This window comes from Verrucomicrobiota bacterium, from assembly GCA_034440155.1.
Taxonomy (GTDB): domain Bacteria; phylum Verrucomicrobiota; class Verrucomicrobiia; order JAWXBN01; family JAWXBN01; genus JAWXBN01.
Genome location: JAWXBN010000032.1, coordinates 12,471 through 38,402 on the forward strand (window position 1 = coordinate 12,471; position 25,932 = coordinate 38,402).

At 48.1% G+C, this 25,932-nt stretch carries 27 protein-coding genes; 16 read left to right on the top strand and 11 right to left on the bottom strand.

All coding sequences use genetic code 11. The annotated features are described in order from the left end of the window. Positions 1 to 4: 4 nt before the first annotated feature. The 6 genes from SGI98_03395 to SGI98_03420 all read left to right on the top strand — a co-directional run bounded on the left by SGI98_03395 (position 5) and on the right by SGI98_03420 (position 6,845). Positions 5 to 1,390: a methyltransferase MtaB domain-containing protein gene (locus tag SGI98_03395; GenBank protein MDZ4742446.1), complete on the top strand. Its 1,386-nt coding sequence runs from the start codon at positions 5 to 7 to the stop codon at positions 1,388 to 1,390. 200 nt (positions 1,391 to 1,590) lie between these two features. Beyond that, complete coding sequence (locus tag SGI98_03400; GenBank protein ID MDZ4742447.1) at positions 1,591 to 2,607, top strand: uroporphyrinogen decarboxylase family protein; 1,017 nt, start codon at positions 1,591 to 1,593, stop codon at positions 2,605 to 2,607. Between the two features lie 97 nt (positions 2,608 to 2,704). Continuing rightward, positions 2,705 to 3,451 carry a DUF1638 domain-containing protein gene (locus SGI98_03405; protein MDZ4742448.1) on the top strand — a complete coding sequence of 249 codons (747 nt, stop codon included), beginning with the start codon at positions 2,705 to 2,707 and terminating at the stop codon, positions 3,449 to 3,451. Further along, entirely contained in the window at positions 3,452 to 4,486 is a 1,035-nt protein-coding gene (locus SGI98_03410) for a uroporphyrinogen decarboxylase family protein (GenBank protein MDZ4742449.1), read from the top strand. Beyond that, positions 4,479 to 6,002 carry an ASKHA domain-containing protein gene (locus tag SGI98_03415; protein ID MDZ4742450.1) on the top strand — a complete coding sequence of 508 codons (1,524 nt, stop codon included), beginning with the start codon at positions 4,479 to 4,481 and terminating at the stop codon, positions 6,000 to 6,002. The genes SGI98_03410 and SGI98_03415 overlap by 8 nt, the downstream gene beginning before the upstream one ends. A 105-nt stretch (positions 6,003 to 6,107) precedes the next feature. After that, positions 6,108 to 6,845 carry a hypothetical protein gene (locus tag SGI98_03420; protein MDZ4742451.1) on the top strand — a complete coding sequence of 246 codons (738 nt, stop codon included), beginning with the start codon at positions 6,108 to 6,110 and terminating at the stop codon, positions 6,843 to 6,845. Positions 6,846 to 6,893: 48 nt separating this feature from the next. On the opposite strand, the gene nadA is transcribed toward SGI98_03420, so the two are convergent. Then, positions 6,894 to 7,835, bottom strand: a complete 942-nt coding sequence (gene nadA, locus SGI98_03425) for a quinolinate synthase NadA (GenBank protein ID MDZ4742452.1) — start codon at positions 7,833 to 7,835, stop codon at positions 6,894 to 6,896. Between the two features lie 57 nt (positions 7,836 to 7,892). Here nadA and SGI98_03430 point away from each other — a divergent pair, with 57 nt between their 5' ends. Then, positions 7,893 to 8,174 (top strand): SelT/SelW/SelH family protein, encoded by a 282-nt coding sequence (locus SGI98_03430; protein ID MDZ4742453.1) that lies wholly within the window; start codon positions 7,893 to 7,895, stop codon positions 8,172 to 8,174. A 6-nt stretch (positions 8,175 to 8,180) separates the two neighbouring features. On the opposite strand, the gene lspA is transcribed toward SGI98_03430, so the two are convergent. Together lspA and ileS are read right to left on the bottom strand one after the other, a co-directional pair. Further along, the gene (gene lspA / locus SGI98_03435; GenBank protein MDZ4742454.1) at positions 8,181 to 8,666 is read right to left on the bottom strand and encodes a signal peptidase II; all 486 of its coding nucleotides are present in this window, start codon (positions 8,664 to 8,666) and stop codon (positions 8,181 to 8,183) included. A 56-nt stretch (positions 8,667 to 8,722) separates the two neighbouring features. After that, positions 8,723 to 11,581 carry an isoleucine--tRNA ligase gene (ileS, locus tag SGI98_03440; GenBank protein ID MDZ4742455.1) on the bottom strand — a complete coding sequence of 953 codons (2,859 nt, stop codon included), beginning with the start codon at positions 11,579 to 11,581 and terminating at the stop codon, positions 8,723 to 8,725. A gap of 172 nt (positions 11,582 to 11,753) precedes the next feature. On the opposite strand from ileS, the gene SGI98_03445 reads away from it, so the two are divergent. From SGI98_03445 to SGI98_03455, 3 genes are all read left to right on the top strand, one after another. Next, complete coding sequence (locus tag SGI98_03445) at positions 11,754 to 12,959, top strand: NnrS family protein (GenBank protein MDZ4742456.1); 1,206 nt, start codon at positions 11,754 to 11,756, stop codon at positions 12,957 to 12,959. Positions 12,960 to 12,965: 6 nt separating this feature from the next. Next, positions 12,966 to 13,358: a group III truncated hemoglobin gene (locus tag SGI98_03450; GenBank protein ID MDZ4742457.1), complete on the top strand. Its 393-nt coding sequence runs from the start codon at positions 12,966 to 12,968 to the stop codon at positions 13,356 to 13,358. A gap of 134 nt (positions 13,359 to 13,492) precedes the next feature. Further along, complete coding sequence (locus SGI98_03455) at positions 13,493 to 14,272, top strand: ElyC/SanA/YdcF family protein (protein ID MDZ4742458.1); 780 nt, start codon at positions 13,493 to 13,495, stop codon at positions 14,270 to 14,272. Between the two features lie 43 nt (positions 14,273 to 14,315). Here SGI98_03455 and SGI98_03460 read toward each other — a convergent pair whose 3' ends face one another. The 8 genes from SGI98_03460 to SGI98_03495 all read right to left on the bottom strand — a co-directional run bounded on the left by SGI98_03460 (position 14,316) and on the right by SGI98_03495 (position 22,061). Next, positions 14,316 to 15,068, bottom strand: coding sequence for a 16S rRNA (uracil(1498)-N(3))-methyltransferase (locus SGI98_03460; protein ID MDZ4742459.1), 753 nt, complete (start codon positions 15,066 to 15,068; stop codon positions 14,316 to 14,318). 9 nt (positions 15,069 to 15,077) lie between these two features. After that, a complete protein-coding gene (gene dnaJ / locus SGI98_03465) occupies positions 15,078 to 16,229 on the bottom strand; it encodes a molecular chaperone DnaJ (GenBank protein MDZ4742460.1) in 1,152 nt (383 codons plus the stop codon). Between the two features lie 26 nt (positions 16,230 to 16,255). Continuing rightward, positions 16,256 to 16,822, bottom strand: coding sequence for a nucleotide exchange factor GrpE (gene grpE, locus SGI98_03470; protein ID MDZ4742461.1), 567 nt, complete (start codon positions 16,820 to 16,822; stop codon positions 16,256 to 16,258). A gap of 6 nt (positions 16,823 to 16,828) precedes the next feature. Continuing rightward, positions 16,829 to 18,286 carry a GAF domain-containing SpoIIE family protein phosphatase gene (locus tag SGI98_03475; GenBank protein ID MDZ4742462.1) on the bottom strand — a complete coding sequence of 486 codons (1,458 nt, stop codon included), beginning with the start codon at positions 18,284 to 18,286 and terminating at the stop codon, positions 16,829 to 16,831. A gap of 31 nt (positions 18,287 to 18,317) precedes the next feature. Beyond that, positions 18,318 to 18,821: an STAS domain-containing protein gene (locus SGI98_03480; protein ID MDZ4742463.1), complete on the bottom strand. Its 504-nt coding sequence runs from the start codon at positions 18,819 to 18,821 to the stop codon at positions 18,318 to 18,320. A gap of 132 nt (positions 18,822 to 18,953) precedes the next feature. Next, positions 18,954 to 19,748 carry a glucosamine-6-phosphate deaminase gene (nagB, locus tag SGI98_03485; protein ID MDZ4742464.1) on the bottom strand — a complete coding sequence of 265 codons (795 nt, stop codon included), beginning with the start codon at positions 19,746 to 19,748 and terminating at the stop codon, positions 18,954 to 18,956. 9 nt (positions 19,749 to 19,757) lie between these two features. Continuing rightward, a complete protein-coding gene (locus SGI98_03490; protein MDZ4742465.1) occupies positions 19,758 to 20,606 on the bottom strand; it encodes a PIG-L family deacetylase in 849 nt (282 codons plus the stop codon). Positions 20,607 to 20,660: 54 nt separating this feature from the next. Further along, complete coding sequence (locus tag SGI98_03495) at positions 20,661 to 22,061, bottom strand: ROK family protein (protein ID MDZ4742466.1); 1,401 nt, start codon at positions 22,059 to 22,061, stop codon at positions 20,661 to 20,663. A 160-nt stretch (positions 22,062 to 22,221) separates the two neighbouring features. Between SGI98_03495 and SGI98_03500 the strand changes: the two genes are divergently transcribed. The 6 genes from SGI98_03500 to SGI98_03525 form a co-directional block, all read left to right on the top strand. Next, entirely contained in the window at positions 22,222 to 22,458 is a 237-nt protein-coding gene (locus SGI98_03500) for a hypothetical protein (GenBank protein MDZ4742467.1), read from the top strand. A 10-nt stretch (positions 22,459 to 22,468) separates the two neighbouring features. Beyond that, positions 22,469 to 22,876 carry a PIN domain-containing protein gene (locus SGI98_03505; GenBank protein ID MDZ4742468.1) on the top strand — a complete coding sequence of 136 codons (408 nt, stop codon included), beginning with the start codon at positions 22,469 to 22,471 and terminating at the stop codon, positions 22,874 to 22,876. A gap of 116 nt (positions 22,877 to 22,992) precedes the next feature. Further along, positions 22,993 to 24,498 (top strand): hypothetical protein, encoded by a 1,506-nt coding sequence (locus tag SGI98_03510; GenBank protein MDZ4742469.1) that lies wholly within the window; start codon positions 22,993 to 22,995, stop codon positions 24,496 to 24,498. Between the two features lie 380 nt (positions 24,499 to 24,878). Next, the gene (locus tag SGI98_03515) at positions 24,879 to 25,139 is read left to right on the top strand and encodes a prevent-host-death protein (protein ID MDZ4742470.1); all 261 of its coding nucleotides are present in this window, start codon (positions 24,879 to 24,881) and stop codon (positions 25,137 to 25,139) included. After that, the gene (locus SGI98_03520) at positions 25,136 to 25,588 is read left to right on the top strand and encodes a PIN domain-containing protein (protein MDZ4742471.1); all 453 of its coding nucleotides are present in this window, start codon (positions 25,136 to 25,138) and stop codon (positions 25,586 to 25,588) included. Before SGI98_03515 ends, SGI98_03520 begins: the two co-directional genes overlap by 4 nt. Further along, on the top strand, positions 25,585 to 25,932 hold a 348-nt coding region (locus SGI98_03525), incomplete at its 3' end, for a hypothetical protein (protein MDZ4742472.1). The genes SGI98_03520 and SGI98_03525, both read left to right, overlap by 4 nt.

Sequence of the window (25,932 nt, forward strand, 5' to 3'; positions counted from 1 at the left end):
CCAGATGACAAAATATACAGGTATGCAAGTAAACACGGTGGAGGATTTCACATATGGAAAATGTGTGAAGCCCGTAACAACAAAGAGGGGACTCGTGATCGGTGGAGGCACGGTTTATCCGGAATTAAACTTCACACTACCAGCGATAAATATCGAAGACAGTACATGGCCCCAGATAAAAGGGCATTATCAGCAGATGATCACAGAAGCTTGTCAAAGGGCTGTTGAGCTATATGCACCAGGGCTAGTAGTAGAGTTTGAGACATTGCCTCCAATGACGATCAAACCAGAATGGGGCGCTGAAATTACGGGTATTCTCAGACAGACATTGGACACCTATTATGATAAGCATGGTTTATTGGGTGCTTTGCGTATTACACCTAATGATATCCGCGAACATGAAAGACCCCCCTATATGAGACAGGGGCATCTTTGGGAAAATATGCTGAGCAGCTTTCACCAGTGTTGTGAAAAGGGTGCTGATTTTATCTCGATTGAATCGACGGGTGGAAAAGAAGTCAATGATGATGCGATGATTATGGGTGACCTTAAAATGGTTACATTTGCCCTTGGAGTCATGGCTTGCCGCGACATGAAATTCTTGTGGGAGCATATCGTTAGTATATGTAACCAGCACGGAGTCATTCCTGCAGGAGACTCTGCTTGCGGATTTGGCAATACAGCGATGGTTCTCGCTGATAAAAGGTTTATTCCAAAAATCTGGTCTGCCATTATTCGCGTAATGACGGTACCACGTACTTTGGTAGGTTACGAAGCAGGTGCCATTGGGCCGAGTAAGGATTGTGCTTATGAAGGGCCATATATAAAGGCGATCACTGGGTGTCCTATCTCGATGGAAGGTCGTGATGCCGCTTGTGCACACTTATCTCCCGTAGGGAATATATCCCAAGCGCTTGCCGATTTGTGGAGTAATGAATCCGTTCAGAATGTAAAGCTCTTGGGAGCCATGGCTCCGACGGTGTCATTGGAACAATTAGTCTTTACCACGCGATTCATGAATACTGCATCGAGCAAGGGTAAAGCTGTCAATAACCAGCTCCGGGATATCATGGTTGATTCGGATTGCTCCTATGATCCACAAGCCTATGTTTTGAGGCCTGATGTCGTTCTTAAACTCTCCAAAGAGATTATTAAAGAACCGACCCCGTACCTCCAGACAAGAAAAGCGGCTTTAGTGGTATTGCAGGAATTACGTGATGCTGCCGCCAAGAATTTATTCCCGATGAGTAAGATGGAACAAATTTGGCTGGATAAACTCTCAAAACAATCAGATCAATTGCCGGAAGACGAAAATGAGATGATTGCGGATGTCATCGACGATATTGATCGTGATAAAGTCCGTCTTGAAGAGTACGGTATTAAGGGATAGTTTTCTCCTTCCATATCACTGGTTTCCACGCTGCAACTGGGGTTGCAGCTTTTTTGTGTGCCTATGGATAGTAGTCGCAAGGCACTGGGCGAGTTTAAAATGGTCGTGAAGGTGTGAAAATGGTGGAACTTTGTCCTGATTGACAGGTGATTTTTGTAGCAGACTCTTCACATTCCAGAGGCTATTGATAACATGTATTTATGACATCAAAAGAACGAATTTTAGCAGTGCTCCGAGGTCAAAAGCCTGACCGGATTCCGAATATGACGATCACTATGATGTTCGCATGTGATCAAATCGGGGCGAAATATTATGATTATGCGATGGATCACCGGGTGATCGTTGAGGCCCAGATAAAAACGGCGGAGAAATTCAAAATCGATCATCTTTGCTCCATGACAGATCCTGCGCGTGAGTCGGCTGATTGTGGTGCTCATGTGAAATATTACGATAATCAACCACCTGCTATTGACGAATCTGATGCGTTACTTTTAGACAAGACTAAATTGATTAAACTAAAAATCCCCGATCCACTAGGTGGAGGAAGAATGCATGACCGGGTGAAAGGTGTGGAATTATATAAAAAGCTGTCCGGGGATTCACGAATGATCGAAGGTTGGGTGGAGGGGCCCTGTGCTGAGGGGGCTGATCTAAGGGGGATCAATAACCTGATGATGGATTTTATGGACGACCCGCAATTTGTTCAGGACTTGTTTGCTTTTAATGTCGAGATGGCCATCCGTTTTGCTAAAGTGCAGGTGGAGGCCGGTGCTGATTATATCGGTATTGGTGATGCGGCCGCATCATTAGTCGGGCCCAGGATTTATGAGGAGTTCGTTTTTCCTTATGAGAAAAAATTAGTGGATGCTATCCACGAAATGGGGTTGCCAGTGCGCTTACATATCTGTGGTAATACCCAACGCATACTGGCTGGAATAGCACGACTGGGAGTGGATATTTTTGATTTAGATTATTGTGTGCCGATGAATAAAGCCAGAGAGTTAATGGGACCCAAACAAGTTATTTTCGGGAATATTGATCCAGTCAGGCAAATGAGAAATAGTACTCCGGAAAAGGTGTATGAGGATATTAAGTTATGCCATGAGCAGGCAGGCCAAAACTATGTGATCGGGGGGGGGTGTGAAGTACCTCGCGATACCCCGCAAGCATGCCTCATGGCATTGGCGGATTATGCGGATAATGCCGTTATAGAATGAGGAGTTAAGAGGAAAATACTCCCCTTTGTATGGAATTATACTGCATTTCACATAGTCATTTTTAGGCAATGAGAGTTATGTGATATGAAAATCCCCTATGAAAAAATATAAATTAATCAGTTGTGAAGTATTCTACCGTGAAGTCTGCTGGGTTGTATCCCGATCGTGTAACCAGATAGATATCGAGTTCCTTCCCAAGGGGTTACATGATCTTGGCTGCCATAAAATGTTTCAAGAGGTTAATAAGATAATTTCAGCGGTGGATAATGATAAATATGACGCTGTCCTTCTCGCTTATGGCCTCTGTAACAATGGGTTAGTCGGGGCGGCAGCCCGGAAAATTCCTTTGGTCATGCCACGTGCACACGATTGCATTACGGTTTTTTTAGGCAATAAAGAGCGTTATCTCGAGTATTTTCAAAATAATCCCGGGAGCTATTTTAAAACCTCAGGCTGGATGGAAAGGGGCAAGGGGGACCAGATGGATTCACAAATGTCCATCCAAAGCAGTAACGGGATGGATAAAACGTATGAAGAAATGGTGGAGAAATACGGAGAGGAAAATGCGAAATTCCTTTATGAAGAACTCTGCGAGCACACAAAGAACTATGGGCAAATGACCTACATTCACATGGGGATCGAGCCAGGGAATCAATTTGAGAACATGGCCCGCGACCAAGCAACTGAAAAGAACTGGAAATTCGAGAAGATACAAGGCGATTTATCCTTGCTGCAACGCCTCGTGGACGGGCAATGGAGTGAACATGAGTTTTTAGTTTTGGAGCCGGGACAGAAAATCGCCCCGAGCTACAATGAATCAATCATTAAAGCTGAAAAGGTCTAAATGAACTCACTTGAAAGAATCCAATCTGTCATGACAGGACAGATCCCTGATCGTGTGCCGGTTTGCCTGCATAATTTCTTATTGGCCTGCCATGAGGCCGGGATTCCTGTGGATCAATACCGCCTCAATGCTCGCTTGATTGCTGAGGTTCATCTAAAAGCATTGGAAAAATACGAATATGATTGTGTCTTGATTGATCTCGACACAACCATGGCCGCCGAGGCAATGGGAGCTGTATCCGAGGTCGCTCCGAATGGAGTAGGCAGTATCCACGGGACCTTGCTCCGCTCATTGGACGAAGTCAAAAAGTTGAAAGTATTAGACCCATACAAAGACGGTCGTATCCCGGTATTGCTGGAGTCTATTCATATCCTCAAGGAAAAGCTCGGGGGAGAATTTGCAATCAGGGGAAATTGTGACCAGGGGCCGTTTTCTCTCGCCGCACTCCTGCGGGGGATGAATGACTTCATGATGGACTTGGCCGATGATCCCGATCATCCCGCCATCCGTGATCTTCTGGAAATAACCTATCAAAGCCATCTGAAGATCCATGAGGCTGTCCATGCGGCGGGAGCCACCATGACTTCCCTTGGGGATAGTGTTTCTGGCCCTGATGTCCTTTCACCAAAAATGTTTACTTCATTTGCGCGGGGTTATCATGAAAGGCTTTTGAAGGATTTATCTGATCGCGGTATATTTACCGTGATACACATTTGCGGGAATACGACCCGTATTTTGGAGCAACTTGCACAGTACCCATTTTGCGGATTTGAATTAGATTACAAGACCGATTCCGCTAAGGCGAAAGACTTGGTCGGAAAAGACCATGTGTTACTCGGCAATATCGACCCGAGCTCGATTCTGGCATTTGGCACTCCAGAATCAGTGGCGGAGAAAACACGCGAATTGATTACGTTATGGAAGCCCGGTGGAAAATTTATCCTGAATGCTGGTTGCGCTATTAATGCAAATACACCCTCGGATAATCTTTTATCAATGATGAGAACCCTCAGGCAGGAAGGACTTTATGCATAATCCCCAGAAGTATTTGATTAAACTCATGCCGATGAATAAGACCCTCGAATATTACGAGGGAGAATCTTTACAAGATATCCTCTTTGTTGAAGGAGTGGAGTTTCCTTGTGGTGGGCGTGGAAAATGTAAGGGCTGCCGAGTCAAGGTGACCGAGGGAAATATCCCTGCCACGGATATTGAAGCACAAACCCTCTCCCCGAAAGAATTGGAGGAGGGATGGAGGCTTTCATGTAAGGTCAAAATCTCAGATGAGGTGACACTAGAGTTGGCACAATGGGAGGCAAAAATCCTGACTGACGATACGCAATTTGCTTTTATCTCAAAAAAAGGTCTCGGTATTGCCGTTGATCTGGGTACGACGACCTTGGTGGCACAGCTCTTAGACCTCCAGACAGGTAATGTCTTGGCGGTGAAGTCTGCCTTGAACCCCCAAGCCCGCCACGGCGCAGACTTGATGAGCCGCATTGATTTTTCTGTGACCCAAGGAAAACAAAAAATCCTCCAGGAACTCATTCATAAAGAAATAGGAATTCTCATTGTAGAGGTTCTCAATGATGCAAAACAGGATGCCGACAACCTTGTGGAAACGGTGATCGTCGGCAATACCGTGATGCATAATCTTTTTTGCGGGATAGACCTGACCCCGATGTCTGTTTACCCATTTGAACCCATTAATGACAGCCTCGTGGTGATGACGGCTGAGGAGCTGGGTTGGACATTTGCAAGTCAGTCTAAAGTCCTTTTCCTGCCTTGTCTTGGCACTTTTGTGGGGAGTGACATTCTCGCGGGGGTACTGGCTACCGAAATCTATTTGAAAGACAAAATAAATGTCTTGATCGACTTGGGCACCAATGGGGAGATGGTCGCTGGTAATAAAGACCGTATGATCTGTGCTTCCACAGCAGCTGGGCCAGCTTTTGAAGGGGCGAGAATATCCATGGGGATGAGGGCTTCGACAGGGGCGGTGTCAGAGGTTACTATCGAAAATGGGAAATTAAATCCACGAGTGATTGGAACTGGGGCGGCTCGTGGGATATGCGGAAGTGGCCTTGTAGATGTGGCTGCGGGAGCTTTGGAGCTGGGATTAATGAACTACCGCGGCAAAATCCAATCAGGGGACGAAATGCCGCTGGTGGATAATGTAGTCGTCACTCAGACGGATATTCGTGAGCTTCAGCTCGCCAAAGGGGCCATTGCTGCAGGTGTCAAAATCCTTCTTGCTCAACTGGGTAAAACCTATGACGACGTGGATAAACTTTATTTAGCCGGTGCTTTCGGGAATTATATAAACCGGTCTAGTGCTGAAAGGATTGGATTAATTCATTTCCCTCCAGAGCAAGTAACCCCAGCAGGTAATACTGCTCTTCTAGGAGCAAAGCGAGCACTCTTCAGGCCTGAAAATGAGGATGGCTCCTATGCCATGCTCCGGAAAAAAATCGAACATCTCACCTTGAGTTCTGTGCCAGAATTCCAAGACATTTATGTCGATGAAATGTTTTTTCCTCAAGAAGACTAGACATTTTTCCTGCGATTAACTAGAAATCATACGCTTTTGCTTGGGGGAAGTGAAAGCGGTGTACTGTCTAATTCACTATTTCAGAAGTCAAAGGAGAGGACTATCGTGAAAAAAATCCGAGATTACACAAATAACTATGGTTTTTCGATTATTGAAGTGCTCGTGGTCGCCCTGATTATCACGATCCTTTTTACTCTGATGGTACCGGTCTACAATAGTGTCAAAGAAAAAGGTCGCCGTACCCAGTGTGCCGCCAATTTAAAAAACTGGGGTACCGGATTCTACCTGTATACTGCGGATAATAATGGTTTTTTACCTCCCGAAGGAGGGACAGGGACCAGTACGAACGGGCCTAATCTCTGGTATAACCTGGTCCCATCTTACATGTCGCATGTCGCCTATTCAGTCTATATCAACCAAGTCGGAGGCTTTCGAAATGCAACGATTCAGAACTCGATTTTTAATTGTCCAAGTAAACGGTATAACCGCACTCCTGCGGAGAGCCCCGGTTTCTATATCGGTTATTCCCTCAACCAGTGGATCGACGGGAGTGGAAGCTCTGATTTGGCCAATGTGACAGTGGCAAATTTACAGAGGGCATCTTCAACAGTTCTTCTTTTTGCGAGTTATGATAATGATGGGGTGAACACCTGGACCGGGACGATTACAAATAATTCATCAGGGACTTTTATGAAGGCTGCTCAAAATGAGGGTTTTAATACACTTTTTGCCGACGGGAGCGTTCGTTTTATCCGCAATACAGAGGTCAGGAATGGCAGCCAATGGATCACCAATAGCCCGACTCTTGTCTGGAACCCCAATTACGGGGCCGATGGATGGTAATCCGAATTCAACCGGATTTTTGGAGGTATTCTTCCATCACAGGATATTTTACCGCGATAAGTCGAGCATTCTCTCAATGGGCACCAAAGCTTTTTTCCGGATTTCTTCATTCATGATGATTTCAGGGCGCAAATTGCGCAGAGCATCGCGGAGTTTTTCAGGGGTATTCATTTTCATGAAACGGCAATCTGCACAGGCACAGTGATCGGTCGGGCCGGGAATGAATTTTTTATGAGGGATTTCACGTTCAAGCCGGTGAAGCATCCCGCTTTCGGTGACGATAATGAATACGTCCGAAGCATTATCCTTGCAAAAGTGGACCATTTTTTCAGTGGAACAAATCTCGTCGGCCAAGAGGCGGACGGCGCGGGTGCATTCTGGATGGGCGACGACCGGGGCAAGGGGATACTCAGCCCGGATACGGGAGATACTTTGATGGGTGAACTCCACATGGAGATAACAATTTCCCTGCCAGTAGCGCATTTTGCGCCCGGTTTTCTCTGTGACCCATTCCCCGAGGTTTTGGTCCGGCACAAAGAGGATTTCCTTGTCAGCCGGGATACTGTTAACGATTTTCACAGCGTTCCCACTCGTACAAATCACATCACTGAGTGCTTTGACTCCGGAGGAACAATTGATATAGGCCACGACGTAAAGTCCGGGATTGTCTTTGAGATAGGTTTCCAGTTTATCGGCAGGACATGAATCCGAGAGTGAACATCCCGCATCAATATCGGGTAAGATCACGGTTTTAGAGGGGTTAACGATTTTAGCTGTTTCTGCCATGAAATGCACACCGCAAAAGGCGATCACATCGGCATTCGTCTCTTTGGCCTTATAGGAGAGCCCCAATGAATCGCCGACAAAATCAGCGACTTCCTGTATTTCCTTTACCTGGTAGTTATGGGCAAGGATGATCGCGTTACGCTCCTTTTTGAGAGCGAGGATTTCTTCCTGTACGGATGTTAAACGGCTAATGGATGTGACCATAATATATCTTTAGATAAATTAGGGCGTGATGTAAATTCTTTAGAGAAAGAGAATTTTATGAATGTGATCCGTTTTCGTTACTGTACCCAATGCCATTGGATGCTCCGTTCTGCTTGGATGGCTCAAGAACTCCTTACGACATTCCCCACGCAAATTGCGGAAATGATTCTCGAACCCTGTACAGGGGGGATTTTCGAGATTTGGCTCGGGGATGAAATGATCTGGGAGCGTAAACGTGACGGGGGATTCCCGGACATCCGTATCCTTAAACAAATGGTTAGGGACGCAATTTGCCCAGAGGCTGATCTCGGGCATGTCGATCGGGTCAAAAGAAAATAAGGGGAATTATCCAACAGGATCGGAGGATGGCTTCTTCTCATGATGGTGTGTTTGCCAGGTCATGAGGATATAAAGGCTCACACCGACGCAAATTGCGCTGTCGGCAATATTAAAATTTGGCCAGACGTAGGAACCGAAGATGAATTTAAAGAAGTCAATGACCCCGCCGATCCTGAGACGGTCGACCATATTACCCAAGATACCCCCGACAATCAGTCCTCCCGCAAATTGCTGTAGGCGGTTTGTTCCAAAAAAGTCTTTCCGGAAAAGGAAAAGGATCACCAGTACCACAAGGGCAAAAATGCCCAGAAGCCAGCTTTTACCTTGGAAAATACCAAAAGCCGCCCCGGTATTAATGACGTATTCCAAGTGGAAAAAGCCGGGGATGACTCGGATATAATGATGCCCGTAATCAAGTAAATGGCTCATCCAAAGCTTCAAGGCTTGATCGGCAATCAAAATGATCAGTGCTGTAATGAGGGGGATTTTCATAGTGATAATCTGTTTTTTTTAAGAGCCCGTATTCCCACGAGCTATTGGCGTATCTTCTAAGCAGTAGGTGCTACTCGGGACGAGAAATATTCCACCGCCTCCACATCGCGTGAAGTCAGGTCGGGGTATTTCAGATTCGTGCCCACGGAGCGGTCATACTTCCATGAACGTGCACATTTTTGGGCGACTTGGGTGGCCGGGGTGACTTTCACCGTTTCAGCCGCGTCAGCTGGCAGGAGTTTAAAATCCGACACGATGATGAATTCCGCAAAGGCATCTTCTTTTCCGGCGAGCAAATTGCGTTCGGCATCGTCTGAGGGTTTGTATTCTACCCACGCATCAATGGCTTTACCGATTGTTTTGGCCGCACGGAGCTTTTCGAGCTCGGCAGAGATTTTCTCGCGGATTTTCAGGCGCAAGGCAAATTTCTCCTCGAGATTAGTGTCGATGAGGTCTTGCCGGGCTTCAGGGAAAAGCTGGAGGTGAACACTCTCCCTTGAGATATTTTCCGGGGATACGGACTCTGCTGTATTAGAAATATAGCCCCACATTTCTTCTGAGGTGTATGGCATGATGGGGGCGATCAGGAGGGTGATCGCCTTTAATACCTCCAGCATGACCGTCTGGGTGGCCCTGCGCCGTGCAGAGTGGGGAATGTCGCAATACATGCGGTCCTTACTAATATCCACGTAAAGGGAACTCAGTTCGATCGTGCAGAATGAATTCACCAAATGATACACCTTGTGGAACTCATATTCATCATAGGCTTTGCGACATTCACCGATCAATGCCTGCAATTTGCTCAGGATATAGCGGTCGAGTTCGACAAAAGCGGCTGTTTCCGGAGCGATTTGCGCGGGGTTCAAGCTGAGCGAATCCTGAGCCTCATTGAAGTCATAGAGATTTGCATGGAGGATACGCAGGGTATTACGGATCGTGCGGTAGGAACCGCTCACATGTTTAAAAATCTCTTCTGACCAAGGGACATCATTCTGGTAATTCTCCGACGCCACCCACAAGCGTAGAATATCAGCCCCGTAGAGATTGATCATGCTCATCATGTCGATTGGTTTCTGGTAACCGGTTCCCGACTTTGAAAGTTTTTTCCCGTCGAGATCGACGACAAACCCGTTGGTTAACACTTCCTTGTAAGGAGCACGTCCGAGTGTTGCGACGGATAAAAGGAGGGAGGACTGGAACCACCCACGGTGTTGGTCGCTGCCTTCCAAGTACATGTCCACGGGGAATTTAATTTCCGGGTGGGTCTTTTCCACGGCGCGTTGGGATGAGCCTGAGTCGATCCAGACGTCGATCGTGTCGTTTTTCTTGGTCAGATTATCAGCATCGGGCAGGCCGAGTGTGCGGGCGAGCTGGGCAGGTTCACTAGCGAACCAGACATTGGTACCTTCCTTCTCGACCAAATCGGCGAGTTTGCGGATCGCGTCGGCATTGAGGACTCCTTTGCCTTCGGCATCATAAAAAGCGGGGAGAGGGACACCCCAAGTGCGTTGGCGGGAGATACACCAGTCACCCCGGGATTCCACAGCCCCGGAGATCCTGTTTTGTCCCCAGTCTGGAACCCATTTGACCTTCTTGATCTCGGACAAGGCTTTTTCTTTGAGGCCGGAGCCGTCGATCCTGATAAACCATTGCTCTACGGCGCGGAAAACAATCGGCGTTTTTGAGCGCCAGCAGTGGGGATAGGTGTGTTTGAAGAGTGCCTCATGATAGAGGGCTCCGGTAGGGATGAGCAATTTGTCCACGATTTCACGGTTGGCGTCAAAGACATATTTGCCGACCAGCCAGTCGATACCGACTTCATCCGTAAATTTCCCGTAATCATTGACGGGAGAAATGACTCCCAAATGTTTACCGACATCATAGTCGTCTTTCCCGTGTCCGGGGGCAATGTGGACCAGTCCGGTTCCGGTTTCTGTCGTGACAAAATGATCACCGAAAAGAATGGTTGATTCACGGCCTTCGAGGAAAGGATGTTTTGCTTTGCCGATTTTCTCGAGCGATTTGCCTTCGACCAGGGCGATTTGTGTGTAGGCCTGTGAGGGCTCCAGGGCGGCGATCTTTTCAGCGAGGGCTTTTGCGACGATGATCGCGTCCTTGCCATTAGACAAGACGGCATAATCAATATCCGATCGTGCCGCTATCGCGAGGTTTGCCGGCAAAGTCCAAGGAGTCGTCGTCCAGATCATCAGGGACACGGACAAATTGCGCAATTGCTCCAGACCGAGGGCTTCTGCAGCATTCGGGGTCGGGAACTTTACATAAATCGCAGGGGTCTGGTGGTCGAGGTATTCGACCTCAGCTTCAGCGAGGGCGGTCTGGGCACCCGTGCTCCAGAGAACAGGTTTTTGGCTCGCGTAAACCATGTCTTTTTCGACGAGATCGGCAAAAGTGCGGATGACCTCGGCCTCGTAGCGCGGGTCGATGGTCAGATAAGGATTGTCCCATTCACCGAAGACACCGAGACGTTTAAATTGCTCCCTCTGGAGGTTAATATATTTCCGGGCATAAGTATCACAGGCCCCTCGGATTTCTGCCACGGACATTGTACGAGCTTTGTTACCGAGGTCTTTGGTTACTTTGAATTCAATCGGGAGTCCATGGCAATCCCAGCCGGGAACAAAAGGGCTGTAGAATCCTGACATATTTTTACTCTTCAGGACGATGTCCTTGAGTGTCATATTCAGCGCATGCCCCATGTGGGCGTCCCCATTGGCGAAAGGGGGACCATCGTGCAAGATGAATTTGGGGGAGTGCTTGCGTGCAGAAAGGAGTTGATCGTAAATTTTAGTCTGATTCCAGCGTTCGAGGAAGGAGGGTTCGCGCTTGGGTAAATCCGCCTTCATGGGGAATTCAGTTTTCGGTAAGTTCAAGGTATCTTTATAATTCACTGACATAAGGGGGCAAAATTAGGGGATTTATCCTTTGCTTAAAAGACTTTTTTCACGGACTAGCGGTTTTCTCCGGTAAAGGGGAATATTTCAATATCTTATTAGATTGAAGAACGAGCAGGAAGTTAAATAAAGATAATACTTTCTTTAATTATTAGTTTCTGTCTAATCTTTATTTATGAGTGGGAGCAGGCAGGCAGTCATTTCTAGTCAAAACCAGCCTTATTACTCTTTGGCTGTCAAAGAACCTTTCCGGATTTTATTTATTCTTGGGTCATTAATAGCCGTTTTCGGCATCATGCTCTGGCCTTTGAACCACTGGGGTGTCATTGGATTTTATCCGAATATTGCTCATGCCCGGATCATGGTAGAAGGTTTTTTGGGGTGTTTTGTCATTGGTTTTTTGGGTACGGCCCTACCGAGGATTCTTGATGTAGAGCAGTTAACAGTCTTTGAAACGCCGATTTTTGCCCTTTTGATGATTTTTGTCGTGGCGCTCCATTTCCTGCAGAAAACGTTTTGGGGTGATATTCTTTTTGCGGTGACATTCAGTGGCTTCATGATGGCTTTACTTGTGCGGGCGATCCTGAGGAAGGATATTCCTCCTCCGGGGTTTATCTTGGTGCCTGCGGGATTAGGCTCCGGGGTAATAGGGGCATTCATTCTGGCAATCGGTCAGGTGAGTCCGCCCGAACCATTTTTATACCTTTTTGCACAGTTACTCCTTTACCAAGGTTTTTTGCTTTTGCCGGTGATGGGGATCGGGGCTTTTCTTCTGCCGCGGTTTTTTGGAGAGGTCAGTAAACATAACTTTCCTGAGTCAATGGCAGTTCCTCCCGGATGGATGGGCAAGGCCTTGGTGTCGGGTTTGGCCGGAGGCCTTGTGATCGTGAGTTTCGCCATTGAGGCCGGGGGGCAAATTGTCTGGGGCTGCCTTTTGAGGGGAGCCGTGGTTCTCGCTTATTTCCTGATGGAGATGAATTTACTCCAAAACTGGAAAGCCCGGGGGACTTTGGCACTGTCATTGCGCATAGCTTTAATTTGTTTTCCTGCGGGGTTATTTGCTGTGGCGAGTGCCCCGTTGCACCGCGTGGCGCTTTTACATGTATTTTTTATGGGAGGTTTTTGCCTGCTATGCTTTACCGTGGCTTCGCGAGTGGTGATGGGGCATTCAGGCCATTCCCACCTGCTCTCAGGCCGGCTCAAACCAATGATCTTTTTCTTGGTAATGCTGATCTTGGCCTTATTATGCCGGGTAAGTGCAGATTTTATCCCAGAGGTACGACTTTCGCATTATGATTATGCCGCTATTCTTTTATCAGGAGGGATATTGGTTTGGTTAATGGCATATTTGCCTTTGATGAAAATGGAGGAACCCAAATAGACGATTATGGAAATCACAGGACAAAATTCACTTTATGACCGGATCGGTGGCAAAGACGGCGTTATGCGTCTACTGAATGATTTTTACGGGCGGGTGAAGCTCGATCCCGTGCTCGGCCCGGTATTTGCCTCGCGAATTGAGAATTGGGAAGAACATTTGGAGAAGATTCACCGGTTCTGGAGCTTCCAAACCGGAGGACCGGATGTTTATGAGGGCGGTATGGGCCGACATGTTGGTTTACCCGTGGATACTCATCATTTTGACAAGTGGATCGATGAATGGACTATATCCTGCCGGAAGATTCTTGCACCTGAGGAAGCGGGTCAAATGGTCATGGTCGCCCTACGATTCAGGAAGATCCTCGAGCAAATGATCGAGATGAACCGACGGGCAATTTAAAGCCCCAGGATCACGGCGCTAATTTGCGCTGGGTAAATCTTGAGCAGGTGCTTGGATGGGAGAGGGCAGGTATTTTCGATAGAGATGGTATTCTCTATTGCAACTTTTATGGATTCAATGGTTTAATTTCTCCCGTGGATTACTTTTCATTCAAAAAAACGATTATTCCCCTTTTGAATCCGGCTATTTTAGCCGGAGTCGGACTTCTTTTTGCATTGTTATTCATTCTTATTAAACAGACGAGGTGGTTTGGTTTTATATTGGCGGTGCTTTCTCTGGGTTTCCTTTATATCAGCAGCACAGCCATTGGGGAAATGCCTTTCCTGCGTTATTTAGAATGGAAATATCCGAGAATTAATCTGGATCTGGCAACAGAAAGACAAAAGATCGAGGAATTTAATCCGGATTATATTGTCGTACTGGGCGGGGGAAACCGTGAGGCGCGGGCTACGGAGGCGGCACGGATTAAGAAATATTTTCCTGACTTGAAGATTATTACGACCGGTGGGGATAATGAATTCCCGCTTTCAGCTGCAGCCACATCAGAGAGCCTGATCAAGGAAAGGATGAAAATGGAGGATATGGAGATTATCAAGCTCCCGGGGAGGGATACTGAAAGTGAAGCTTTAGGGGTTTCCCGATATCTGAAGGAAAATAGAAAATCAAAAATCATCCTCGTCACCGGGGCTATCCACATGCCACGTGCGATTCTATTTTTTGAAGCAGCGGGCGTGAAATGTTTTCCGTCACCAGCAAGGCGCCAACACAGGGGATTCGGTTCATTGATTGCGGATAGTTTGATTCCGTCAATCTCCAGCTTGAAGGAAACACACTTGGCCATTAGGGAATTTGTCGGTTTCCTTTGGGCGAAATTTAAGGTGGGATACTTGGTGCCAGAACCAGAGAAAAACTAATCTCAGACGAGCTGTTTCTCCACCCCCCCTCGAGAAAGCTTGCTTAAACCCCTTGCAGCTCGTGGGCGATGATACTTAGGCAATAAATGGCCGCCGTCTCGCTACGCAGGACTTGGGGCCCGAGCGTAATCGGCTGGCACCCACTAGCCTTTGACAATGAGATTTCAGCGGGGGTAAAATCACCTTCCGGACCGATCAGGACGAGTACCTTATTGGGCTTTTTCCCCTTAGTATCCAGGGTGAAGTCCTCAAGGACTTTCTTAAAATGAACCGCATCCGGTTGTAACGAGGCGATCAAGAGAAGGTCGAATGTATGTTTCTGATTAAAAAACTCTTTCAGGGAAACCGGTGGTAAAACCTCGGGCAGCCAGTTAATCCCGCATTGTTTGGCCGCTTCAATGGTGATTTGGATCCATTTACCGATTTTCGATTCTGCTTTCTCGTCAGATACTTGGACGACAGTCCTTTGCGAGATGAGGGGGATAATTTGTTTCGCACCGATTTCCGTGGCCTTCTGGACGATTGAATCCATGCATTTACCCTTGGGAATCGCTTGAGCTAGTGTAATGGAATAGGGGAGTGCCGGTGTGGTGGATTGATGGATCATATCCAGGGAAGCCTCATTTTTAGTGACATCCTTGATCCTTGCTTTGACCTCCAGCCCTTTGCCGTCAAAAAGAACTACCGCATCCCCAGGACCTTGACGCATGACATGGGTACAGTGGTGGTACTCCTCGCCGGAGAGGTGTAAGTCGCGCAAATGGTTCTGGAGGTCGGCTACAAAAAAACGATTCATGAGGATTCCTTAGGAGAAAAAGCTTTTTGCTTTTTCAAAAAAGCCTTTTTCATTGGATGTAGGATAAGTGTCATCCCCGCTGAGTTTACTGAACTCTTCGAGTAATTGTTTTTGTTTGCTGGTGAGTTTGGAGGGGATTTGGACGTTGACTTTGACATTCTGGTCGCCGATCCCACGGCCTTGGACATTTTCAATTCCTTTTCCCTTCAAACGGAAAACTTTCCCGCTTTGGGCGCCTGAAGGGATTTTTAAAGACACTTCCCCACCGAGGGTCCGAACAGAGGTTTCCCCGCCAAGGGCAGCCAAGGTAAAAGGAATATTGATTTCACAATAAACATCGTCCCCATCACGGACAAAAAAGTCATGGTCTTTGATGTGAGTAACGATATATAAGTCCCCAGGCGATCCACCCCGGACTCCACTGTCACCCATTCCTGTGACTCGTAAGCGCATCCCGTTTTCGATACCCGCCGGGATTTTGACCTTTGTTTTGGAAGTTTTCTCCATGTGGCCGGAACCGGAGCATTTTGGGCAAGGTTTTTCGATAGTCTTTCCAGCACCACGACAGGACGGGCAAGTCTGGGAAATCGAGAAAAAGCCTTTGGAAACGGTGACTTGTCCGAGGCCTCTACAGGTCGAGCATGTTTTCATGCCAGAACCCTTTTCGGCGCCCGATCCTTCACAGGAATCACAAGCTTCGGAGCGGCGAATGGAGATTTCCTTCTCTACACCAAAGGCCGCTTCTTCAAAAGTAATTTCTAGGTCGTAACGCAAATCGTCACCGCGCTGGCTGGAGGAACGCCCACCGCCACGGCGGCTACCCCCCCCGAGGAACTCTTCAAAAATACTGCCGATGTCGCCACTGCCGAAAACCTGTGAGAAAATGTCAGAAGCATCGTGGAATCCACCGCCAAAACCCCCGCCGCCTTGAGAAAAAGCCGCATGTCCATAACGGTCGTAAGCCGCACGTTTTTGTTCGTCATTGAGGACTTCATAAGCCTCGCCGAGTTCCTTAAATTTATTTTCCGCTTCATTATCCCCTTGATTTTTATCGGGGTGATATTTGACGGCGAGTTTACGGTAAGCTTTCTTGAGCTCATCAGCGGAGGCAGTCTTACTGATTCCTAATACTTCATAATAATCACGTTTTTGTGCGGCCATAATTGCGGAAAGATAAGTTTATTAATTTACCCTTTTGAGGGGGATTTGGAGACAATAACGGAAGCGGGGCGGAGCAATTTGCCTTTGAGCATGTAGCCTTTGCGTTTCTCAAGGATCACGGTGTCCTCGGGATATTCATCCGAGTGCTCCTGTGAAATGGCATCATGGAAATTGTGGTCAAAGGGTTGGCCAAGGGCGGTAATTTCCTCGAGCCCGTCTTGTTTAAGGTTCTGCTTGAGCTGGCCGTAAACCATTTTGATCCCATCCTTGATGGCTTGGACATTGTCGGTTAGATCCATCGACTGGAGGGCGAGTTCGAAATTATCCAGCACAGGGAGCAAAGCTTCGAGGATGGATTCATTCGCGTACTTGAGCGCATCGATTTTTTCTTGGGCCAAACGTTTCCGCAGATTATCCATGTCGGCGATCAAACGGAGGTTCTTGTCCTGGAGTTCATCGGCGAGCGCAGATTTCCTGAGGAGATCTGCGATTTGCTCGGGGGTCAGGTCGATGGTGTCCGGGGTGCCCGTTTCGACTGGTTTATCGGCATCGGTGGGTATAACATCAGGTTTTTGTTCGGTATTTTCGGACATATGTGACTATCCCTTGTATTTCAATGCGATCAATGTGATATCGTCATATTGCTCCCCCGCACCGACAAAACGTTCCACCTGCTCTTGGATTTTTTCTAGGACGGTTTCGGCATTTTCGGACGTGGCCGCCTTTATGGCAGTTATCAGGTTGTCCTTGCCGAATTCTTGTCCTTCCAAATCGTGGGCTTCTGTGACGCCGTCAGTGTAGAGGATAATCAAATCTCCCGCGTGGAGATCGATTTGTTTTTCTTCGATTAAAGTATCAAAAACCTCACCGCTGTCAATGCCGAGGGCCATCCCTTGGCTAGAGAGGGATGAGACTTTCTGAGTGATGGCATTATAATAAAGGGGTGCCTCGTGGCCGGCCCGGGAGAAGGTGAAGGTCTTATTTTTACTGTCAATAACCGCGTATGCAGCACTGACAAACATGTCCTCTTTGATGTCGAAGAAGAGGCGTTGATTGACTTTCTTAAAAAGCTCGGCGGGTGAATCAGTCTCATGGGCTACAGAACGGATCACACTGCGGAACATGGACATGACCATGGCCCCGGGCACCCCTTTGCCCGACACGTCTGCGATCACGATCCCCCAGCGGTTATCATCGAGGCGGATGTAATCATAATAGTCCCCACCCACAGCCAAGGCCGTGTCATTGAGGCCGGATAATTCAAAACCATCGATCTCGGGAGCGGCCGAAGGGAGTAGGATAGTTTGAATATCACGGGCTACTTGCAGCTCACGGTCAAAACGTTGTTTTTCAGCTACAGCCATCGATACCGTGGCATTATGCAGGGCATAAGCGGCTTGATCGGCGATTGAGGAAAAAAGGTGCAGTTCACTGCCGTTAAAGGGAGTATCATCTTTTTTATTTACGACCGCCATGACCCCGAGAGTCTCGCCGGCATGGGTCAGGGGTACCGCCATCATCGTATCGATTGAAAGGGCGGTATTCAGCGATCTTTCGCCGAACTTCGGGATGCGGGGGTCATTTTTACCTGATTCAATCAAGATAGGGGCATTTGTCGCAGCCGCTTCCCCGATCACACTCAAGCCTAAGGGAATGGAAATACTTTTGATCAATTGGTCAAAATGTTTTGCAGCACTTACGACCTTGGGCATGATGAAATCTTCCGGGAGATAAGGGGGAGGGAAGGCCCCTTCGACATATTCGGCTTTTAATGTTTTAGTTTCCTGATCGATCAGGAAAATGGCGCAGCTTTTGGCTTCCGTGGTCTTGATCGAATACTTGACGACACAATCTAAGATGGTCTCGGCATTGATCTCTTCTTGGCTGGCTTTACCAAGGTTGTTCAGGAATTCGAGCAGGATTTCACGTTCCTTAATAAGTTGGGCTTGGGATTTTTTAAGGATGGCATTGGCTGTTTTGAGGGCACTTAACCGTATATAAAGAACGATGGTGGCAATAAAACAGGCAATGGCGATAATATCAGCGTATATATTCATGCGTAATGGACAACTGAGAGTGAAAGCAAACTTACTCTTTCGACAAGTCTTTTTTGAGCATATCCACGACATCCTTGAATTTAGCTTGATTTGCATCATCAGCTTTTATCAAGGTCTCATGCGCTTCAAGGGACTGTTTCATGGTTTCATTTTTGGTGATCGTCGTATTGGTCAGGGGTTGAAAGCTCATTCCGGGATAATCAATCATTTCCCCGGCCATCTGGAATAAACGGTCGATCCCGAGGTTTTTGAGGCTTTCGGTATTCCGTTCATTGGCCTGACGAATGGTGATTGAGCCGGTACCCCCGGCTTTCTTGATTGCATAACTCAATCCCGCCAATGTCCCGAGAAAGCTGCTATCCATCGCAGCGCAATCAGACATGTTGATTTCGAAATGGCAGCTGCCAGTTTTGAGTTTTTCGTTTACATAACCTTTAAGGAGAGGGGCGAGTTGGAAGGTCCCACGTGATTTAACCAAAAAAACAACTCGGTTTTGATCTTCTGCCACTTCAATGCTTGGTACTGTCGTGCTCACAATATGTTTCCATTAATGATAATCCAGACTGACTTTTTTCAGTCGGATATCTGTTTTGTTGAATTAACTGATAAATATACCTTTGATCCGGCTGGCTCGTCAAGCCATGTAATTTTTCTTAATTGGTAATACTTACGATTCGATTTCCGCTGTTTGCCACGCAGGCTTGTTCTGATACACCCATTGGTAATAATCTTTTCTTGTTAATTTCCCAGAGGCTTCTTCATCGATTAAGACTGTTGTTTTTTCATGCCATTGTAAAGCGGAGGCTGGAACCATGGCGGAAATCGGACCTTCCACCATTTTAGCGACGATCTCCGCCTTTCGCGTGCCGAATGCTAATAATACACAACTGCGACTATCCATGATCGTTCCGATTCCCATCGTAAGTACATGTAGTGGAACTTGTTCAGCGGAATCAAAAAAAGTTGAATTATCCTGAATGGTCCGCCTTGTCAATGTCTTTATCCTTGTTCGAGAGGAGAGTGAGGAACACGGTTCGTTAAACCCGATATGCCCGTCCCCGCCGATCCCGAGGAGCTGGATATCGATCCCGCCGCAAGCCCGGATTTTATCCTCATACTCCCGGCAATGTTCGGGAATGTTTTTCGCTAAACCGTTTGGGATATTCACTTGGAGCGGTTTGATATTGACGTGTTTAAAGAGGTACTCCCACATGAAAGAATGGTAGGATGCCGGATGATCTGGGGCGAGCCCGACGTATTCATCGAGGTTAAATGTCGTTACCCGCGAAAAGTCTAATCCTTCTCCCTGATGCATTTTGACCAAGTGCCTGTAAGTGTCCAGAGGGGTATTTCCTGTGGCGAGACCGAGAACACTTGTAGGTTTATGCCGGATTTGGCGGGCGATTAATTTTGCAGCGATGAGAGAGGCATCCCCTGCGGTAGGTTTGATAATGACTTCCATAAAAGTTAATTAAAATTGTTTTCTGAGGCGTTCGATCACCGATTGTTGGAAATTCTCGATTTTTTCCGAGATAAACTCGACTATGTCGAGGGAGTCATTCTCGATTAAAGAGGATAGATCCATCGCGAACTCCACCTCCGAGGCCGTATCGGCATGATGACTTTCCAGATAAGTGGCATTAGCCCGTTTGCGTCCGAGGGTGGCCAGGTCGTAACGTTTCCCGCCGGCTATTTGAGAGTCGAAAACCCCCATCATGGCATTCATCAAGTGATCGAATCCACTGACATTGAGTAGGACTTTTTCCTTATCGTCGAGCCAATCGATATTGCGCCAGACTTCACAACCGTAGAGCTTTTCCGGGCGTTGCTCCCGGGGCAATTTGCGCAGGGCCGAGATGACGGGGATCACCACGCCGAGGTGGGTGTCATGTTTGTCGGCGAGGTTATGGGTATAGATCACTCCGGGAGTGGAGGCGCAAATCAAGCGGGATATGTCATCCACGAGATCGGTATTCAGGCGACCTTTGATTTCCGGGCTGGGGTAGTCCAGCTGCACAATGGCACTGTACTCTCCCATGATCGCCGCGCGGCGTTGCTCTTCCTTGCGGATAAAGCGGATATCATCATTGGTGTAATTTGCGTAGCGCTCAGAGCGGGAGGAACCGCTCCCGTCGGTCACGGTCACTCCGGTGAACCATTTTTCCGTCTGATGAAAACACTCTTTGATCCCGTGGAAACACATGAATTCCAGATCATCCTGGTGGGCTCCAATGCCCATGTGTGTGGTACGGGAAAAGGCTTTGTCTTCCGGCGTATTGTCCGGAATAAAAATCTCGGCAGTGTTTTTATAGAATTTCATAATCTTTACATTTTTGGTTCGAGGCCCTATTCCCACGGCCCCGCTTATGGCGCTTTAGTTTAAATTCGGCAAACTCGCCGCGGCGACGGCTTGGCCGACCCGGCGGCTTTTTTCGTCGGGTACCAGTAAATGAATCTTTCCATCTAATCCCGTGAACTCCGCCGCCAGCACCTCTTTAGCCTTGCTGATCATGATATCCCCGCCGGTCCCCGTCGTGACGCGTCCGAGGATCAGGACATGGCGATAATCGTAAAACTCCGTATACAGTGCGAGGGTGTACCCGAGGCAAATGCCTATAGCCTCGTAAATATTGGCGCAATTTGCGTCACCCATTTTCATGATTTCTTGGACTTGCTTCAGTCGTTCGGGCACTGAACGGGATTCGTCCAGAGCTACCCCGGCGAGCTTGGCCAAACGTATGACCCCTTGCTGCGAAAAATATTGTACGCCACAACCGATGTCTCCGCTCCATTCATCAGGAGCGGCATTCAGGCTCAGGTCCACCGGCACAAAGGCTAATTCATTTAGCCAGCCTGTCAGCAGACCTTCCGCATTCAGGTAACCCGCTGCGAGACTCGATCCCATCGCGATGCCGAGCATGGCATTCTCCCCGAGACTGAGTGAACCCGCCAGTGCGGTCACGTCCCCGTCATTAGCGACTTCGACGGGTACACCCCATTCTCGGGCCAGTTGCCCGAAAATTCCCGCGACCTTTTGGGCGAAAACATCATCTGGTACTGCCCGGAAAAGGGAGGCGGCCCGGATCCGGTTATTGATAATGACACCGGCGGAACTCCCCCCGATGGCATCCACACGGGGCATTTTCCCAGCCGCTTCCTTCAAGCCTTTGGTGATATGCTCATAATGGAAATCGGGGTTGGGTTCATCCTTGGGATTCCAGGGGAATTCATCAGCCCAGACAGATACGCCATCGATCACGGCGGAGACTTTATAATCGCTGGCCCCGAGGTCGAATCCGATCCGGCATCCTTTTAGGTGCCCGCCCAGGGGTGAGGATTCGGTTTTTTCGGGCGGGACAGATTCAGGCGCACAATGGACTACCTCAAAAGTGTGCTCGTAAATTTTACCCATAAAATGGTAATCAAATGCACGGGCTCCTGTGGGTGAGTAAATTGTTTTGATCTCACGGGCGAGTTCTTCCGGTCCACCGATAATGACTTTCCAGCCTCCACGCGCCCAGAGCAGGAATTTGATAATGCGCTCCACGAGGCGAATGGTGTCCGGCCACAGGGCCGAGTCTGGAGGAGCGATTTGCATCTCATAACGGCTGACCAGTCCAGCTTCCCGTTCCAAACCGATAACGAGTTTCTGGTGACTGGGGAATTTGCCCACAGCTGCGCGGTAGTTTTTGATTCCCGTGATCATCGGGCGGAAATCAGGATCGATTGACGGGAGTATCCCCGGAGCGGCATCCAATAATAGGCTTTCAGACATAATCAGGAATAATTCATAAGCATCTACGGCTCCAAGTGCAAAGTTTTTTGGAACTTTCTGGATAGACGGCAGAGGTGATGATTTCTGGTGATAGTATGATTATACGTGTTAAAAAATAGGAAAATATTGACTTAATAATCTGATTTATTAAATTAATTCTATGAAAATCACTGTTGAATTTCTTGAATCTGAAATAGCTGAAATTTGTAAATTTACGGGTGAACGTAAAAAAGGACCCGCAATCCGTAAACTGGTGAATGATGCCCTGATGGTAAAAAGGCGGGAGCAAATTGCGGGAAAATTCATTTCCGGTGAGTGGGGTGTGGAGTTAAAGGGATTTGAAGAATCCCGGGCCATTGACCGTCTGCGTGAGTCCAAGCACGGAGAAAATCCGTAGGACAGAGGATATGGCAAATTTAATTGATACAAGCGTGTGGATCGATTTCACTCGGTCGAAATCATCCCGAGTCCTTAAAAACTTTATTGCCCCGTATATTTTGGACACTAATGCATTTTTGTCTGAACCCGTTATTTTCGAGGTGATGAGACATGCGAGTGCCGCAGAGTTTAAACCCCTTGAGGCAATGACGGCGACCTTTCCGGTTTTATCGACCCCTTCTGATCTGTGGAAAAGGGCGACCTCGCTGGGGCGTACACTCAGGGACAAGGGTTATGTGGTGGGCTCCATTGATTTAGTCATTGCGGCATTGGCTTCTTACCATGGGGCACAGATCATTACCTTTGACCAGGATTTTCAGAAAATCGCCCTGTGTGAGAAGACCGTGAAAGTAAATTTATTAAAGCGGCCAAGTTGACTTCTTTTGGCTTAAAAAATAATCTGAAAAATAGATTATCGGGAACTTTCTGGATAGTCCGGGGGTCTTCATCTAGCATAAAAACAATGAGTTTTGATTTAAAACAAAGGAACATGATGAATAGAACAAAAGTTTTAGCGTTTACGGGGGTGTTACTTGCGCAATTTGCTGCGCTGGCTGTCGCCGAGAATACATCACTGACGATTTATAATCAGGATTTTGCCGTAGTCCGGGATAAAGCTGTCCTCGACCTCAAAGAAGGGGATAATATCATTGGATTCAACGAGATCGCAGCCACCCTCGAACCCCAGTCGGTGATCCTCCGTGATCCGAAGGGTGAGGCCAAGCTCCAGATTCTCGACCAGAGTTTCCGTAATGATCCGGTGACCCAACAATATCTCCTTTCGCTTTTTGAAGGTAAGACCATCCAGTTCCAAGCCATCCGTCCCGACGGTAAAATCGAGTTGATTGATGGGAAAGTCATTCGCAGCGGGTACATGGCTCCGCAGAGACCGGATCGTTACGGGAATTACCGACAGCCTAATGGTTTTGGTGCTGGTGAACCCGTGATCGAGGTCGCGGGGAAATTACAGTTTCAATTGCCCGGAATGCCCCTTTTTCCGTCATTAGGCGATGATACTATCCTTAAACCGACATTGAACTGGACATTACGTTCCAGTAAGGCCGGAAAGATTGAAGCCGAGATCGGGTATCTCGCCACGGGGCTTTCGTGGCAGGCGGATTACAATGTCGTCTCTCCTGAGACAGGGGACCAGTGCGACATCATCGGATGGGTCACTTTCCAGAACCAGTCTGGGAAAACTTTCCGCGATACGAAGGTTAACCTCATGGCGGGTGATGTCAGTCGGGTACAGGAAAATAGGAATAATGATATGGGGGGAAGGGAAATGAAGCTCGGAACAATGTCGGCACCAACTGACGGCAATGTCACTCAGAAAGATTTTGACGATTTTAAACTCTACACACTCCCTCGCCCGGTCACGCTGCGGAATCAGGAAATGAAACAAGTCGAGTTTGTGAAAGCCACCAATGTCAAAGCTCCCCGATTTTACGTTTATGACGGGGTCCTACCCGAATACGGCTCCTCTGCGTGGTGGCTCCATAACGGGTTATCGACAGAACCGAGTTACGGCATACCCACCAATAAAAAGGTATGGATTTTCCGTGAATTTGAAAATAAGGAGGACAATGGACTCGGGATTCCTCTGCCCAAGGGCAAATTGCGCTTCTACCGCCGCGACACGGACGGTTCCCTCCAATTCATCGGGGAAGATATCATTGATCACACTCCGAAAAATGAAAAGGTGCGGGTTTATCTGGGTAACGCCTTTGATCTCGTAGGGGAACGCAAACAAACAAATTTCACCGTGGACTCCGGACGTAAAACCATGACCGAGACTTTCGAGATCACACTCAAGAACCGGAAAAAGGAGGCAGTGGAATTCCGCGTGGTCGAACACCTTTACCGTTGGAATAACTGGGAAATTAAAGACCCCTCCGATAAATTCGAGAAAACCGATGCCCGCACGATTGAGTTCAAGATCTCCGTCCCCGCCGACGGCGAAAAGAAGGTTGCTTACACCGTTGTTTATACGTGGTGAGTAGGGCAGGGTGACTGGAAAGGGGACAGATAAACGAGCGGGGAAGTGAGCATCTTGCCGCTTGATTGATTCGGAAAATGGTAATGTGGCTGGGAGCACGCTTTTGCATCGGGTGAGCAATTTGCTCCGCACAGCCCCGGAGCAGGAATATCCTTTTCATCCCCCCCCCCGACAATTCCCTGATTACATGCCACAAACTGACTCGCCAACAAACGCTCCTCCAGACCACCGATATGAACCAAATAATCTCAAATCTCAGCCTGACCCCGATTCCATGACCCCGATTCCCTGACCCCGATTCCTCCCCGATTCCCAGACACTGTGGTTATGCCCAAGACGAGACTTGACACGTTTAAATGCAGTGATACATTAAATCTATCATGAAAACCGCTACCGTTGCTGATCTCAGAAATAACTTTCGGCGTGTCTCTGCTTGGATAGAGCATGGAGAAACGGTGAAAATCCTCAAACGCGGCCGTGCTTTTGCTCAACTTACAGCCATCCCTGTGGCGGAGACTGGCGGCACCCTTGTGAAGCCCGATATCATGGCCCAACTCAAGGAAGTGTGGGGTGAGCGCATATTGTCGATGGAGGAGGTCAAAGCGATGCGAGATGACGAATTGGCGGACGATTTAGGATGATTGCCTATCCTGACACCTCGTTTTTGTGCGCCATGTATCGGCAACAGTACAACTCAGGATGCGCCGCCAGCCATTTTGCCCAAATGCCGGAGCCTTTGCACTTGGCCTCCCCTTTATTGTTCGAGTTTCGGCAGGCTACACGTTGGCAGGTATTTCTCCACGCGAACAACCCAACTAAAGGATTTGATCGGACCACCGCGGTCGCCGCCATGGGGAAACTCCAAATCAATATTTCGACTGGTGCGGTAGTGATCGTTCCAGTGGACTGGGCAGACGTTGTCAGCATTGGCGAGCGTCTTTCCGCCCAATACACATGGACCGAGGGGTATCGCGGCTTTGATGTGCTTCATGTAGCGACCGCTCTGCATCTGGGGGCGAGGGAGTTTCTGACTTTTGACGCCAAACAAAAGAAACTCGCAGAGGCCGAGGGACTGGTGGTGCCGCTGTGAGGATGATTTTTCATTGCCTACGATTGGTCTGTCTAATCGTGCTGGGATTGGCATGGACTACGACGCTGAGTTTTGCGGCGGTGGATGTCCAGAGTCCTGCGATTTGCGGCGTCAGTATAGGGTATGACCAGGCATATGCCTCACACAATGGCTACGATGCAGCCCCATTACGTGCCTGGGAGGATGAGAACCAATCTGCATTAGCAGACACGAGAGCTTCTTTCGGCTTGGGGCCCGGATTTATTGCCGCAAAGGGGGGATTTATGAATCCCAATGCGATTCGTTTTTCCCAAGATTCAATCAAGACAGGTTTCAAAGATGCGTCACTTGGAGGGATTGATGAT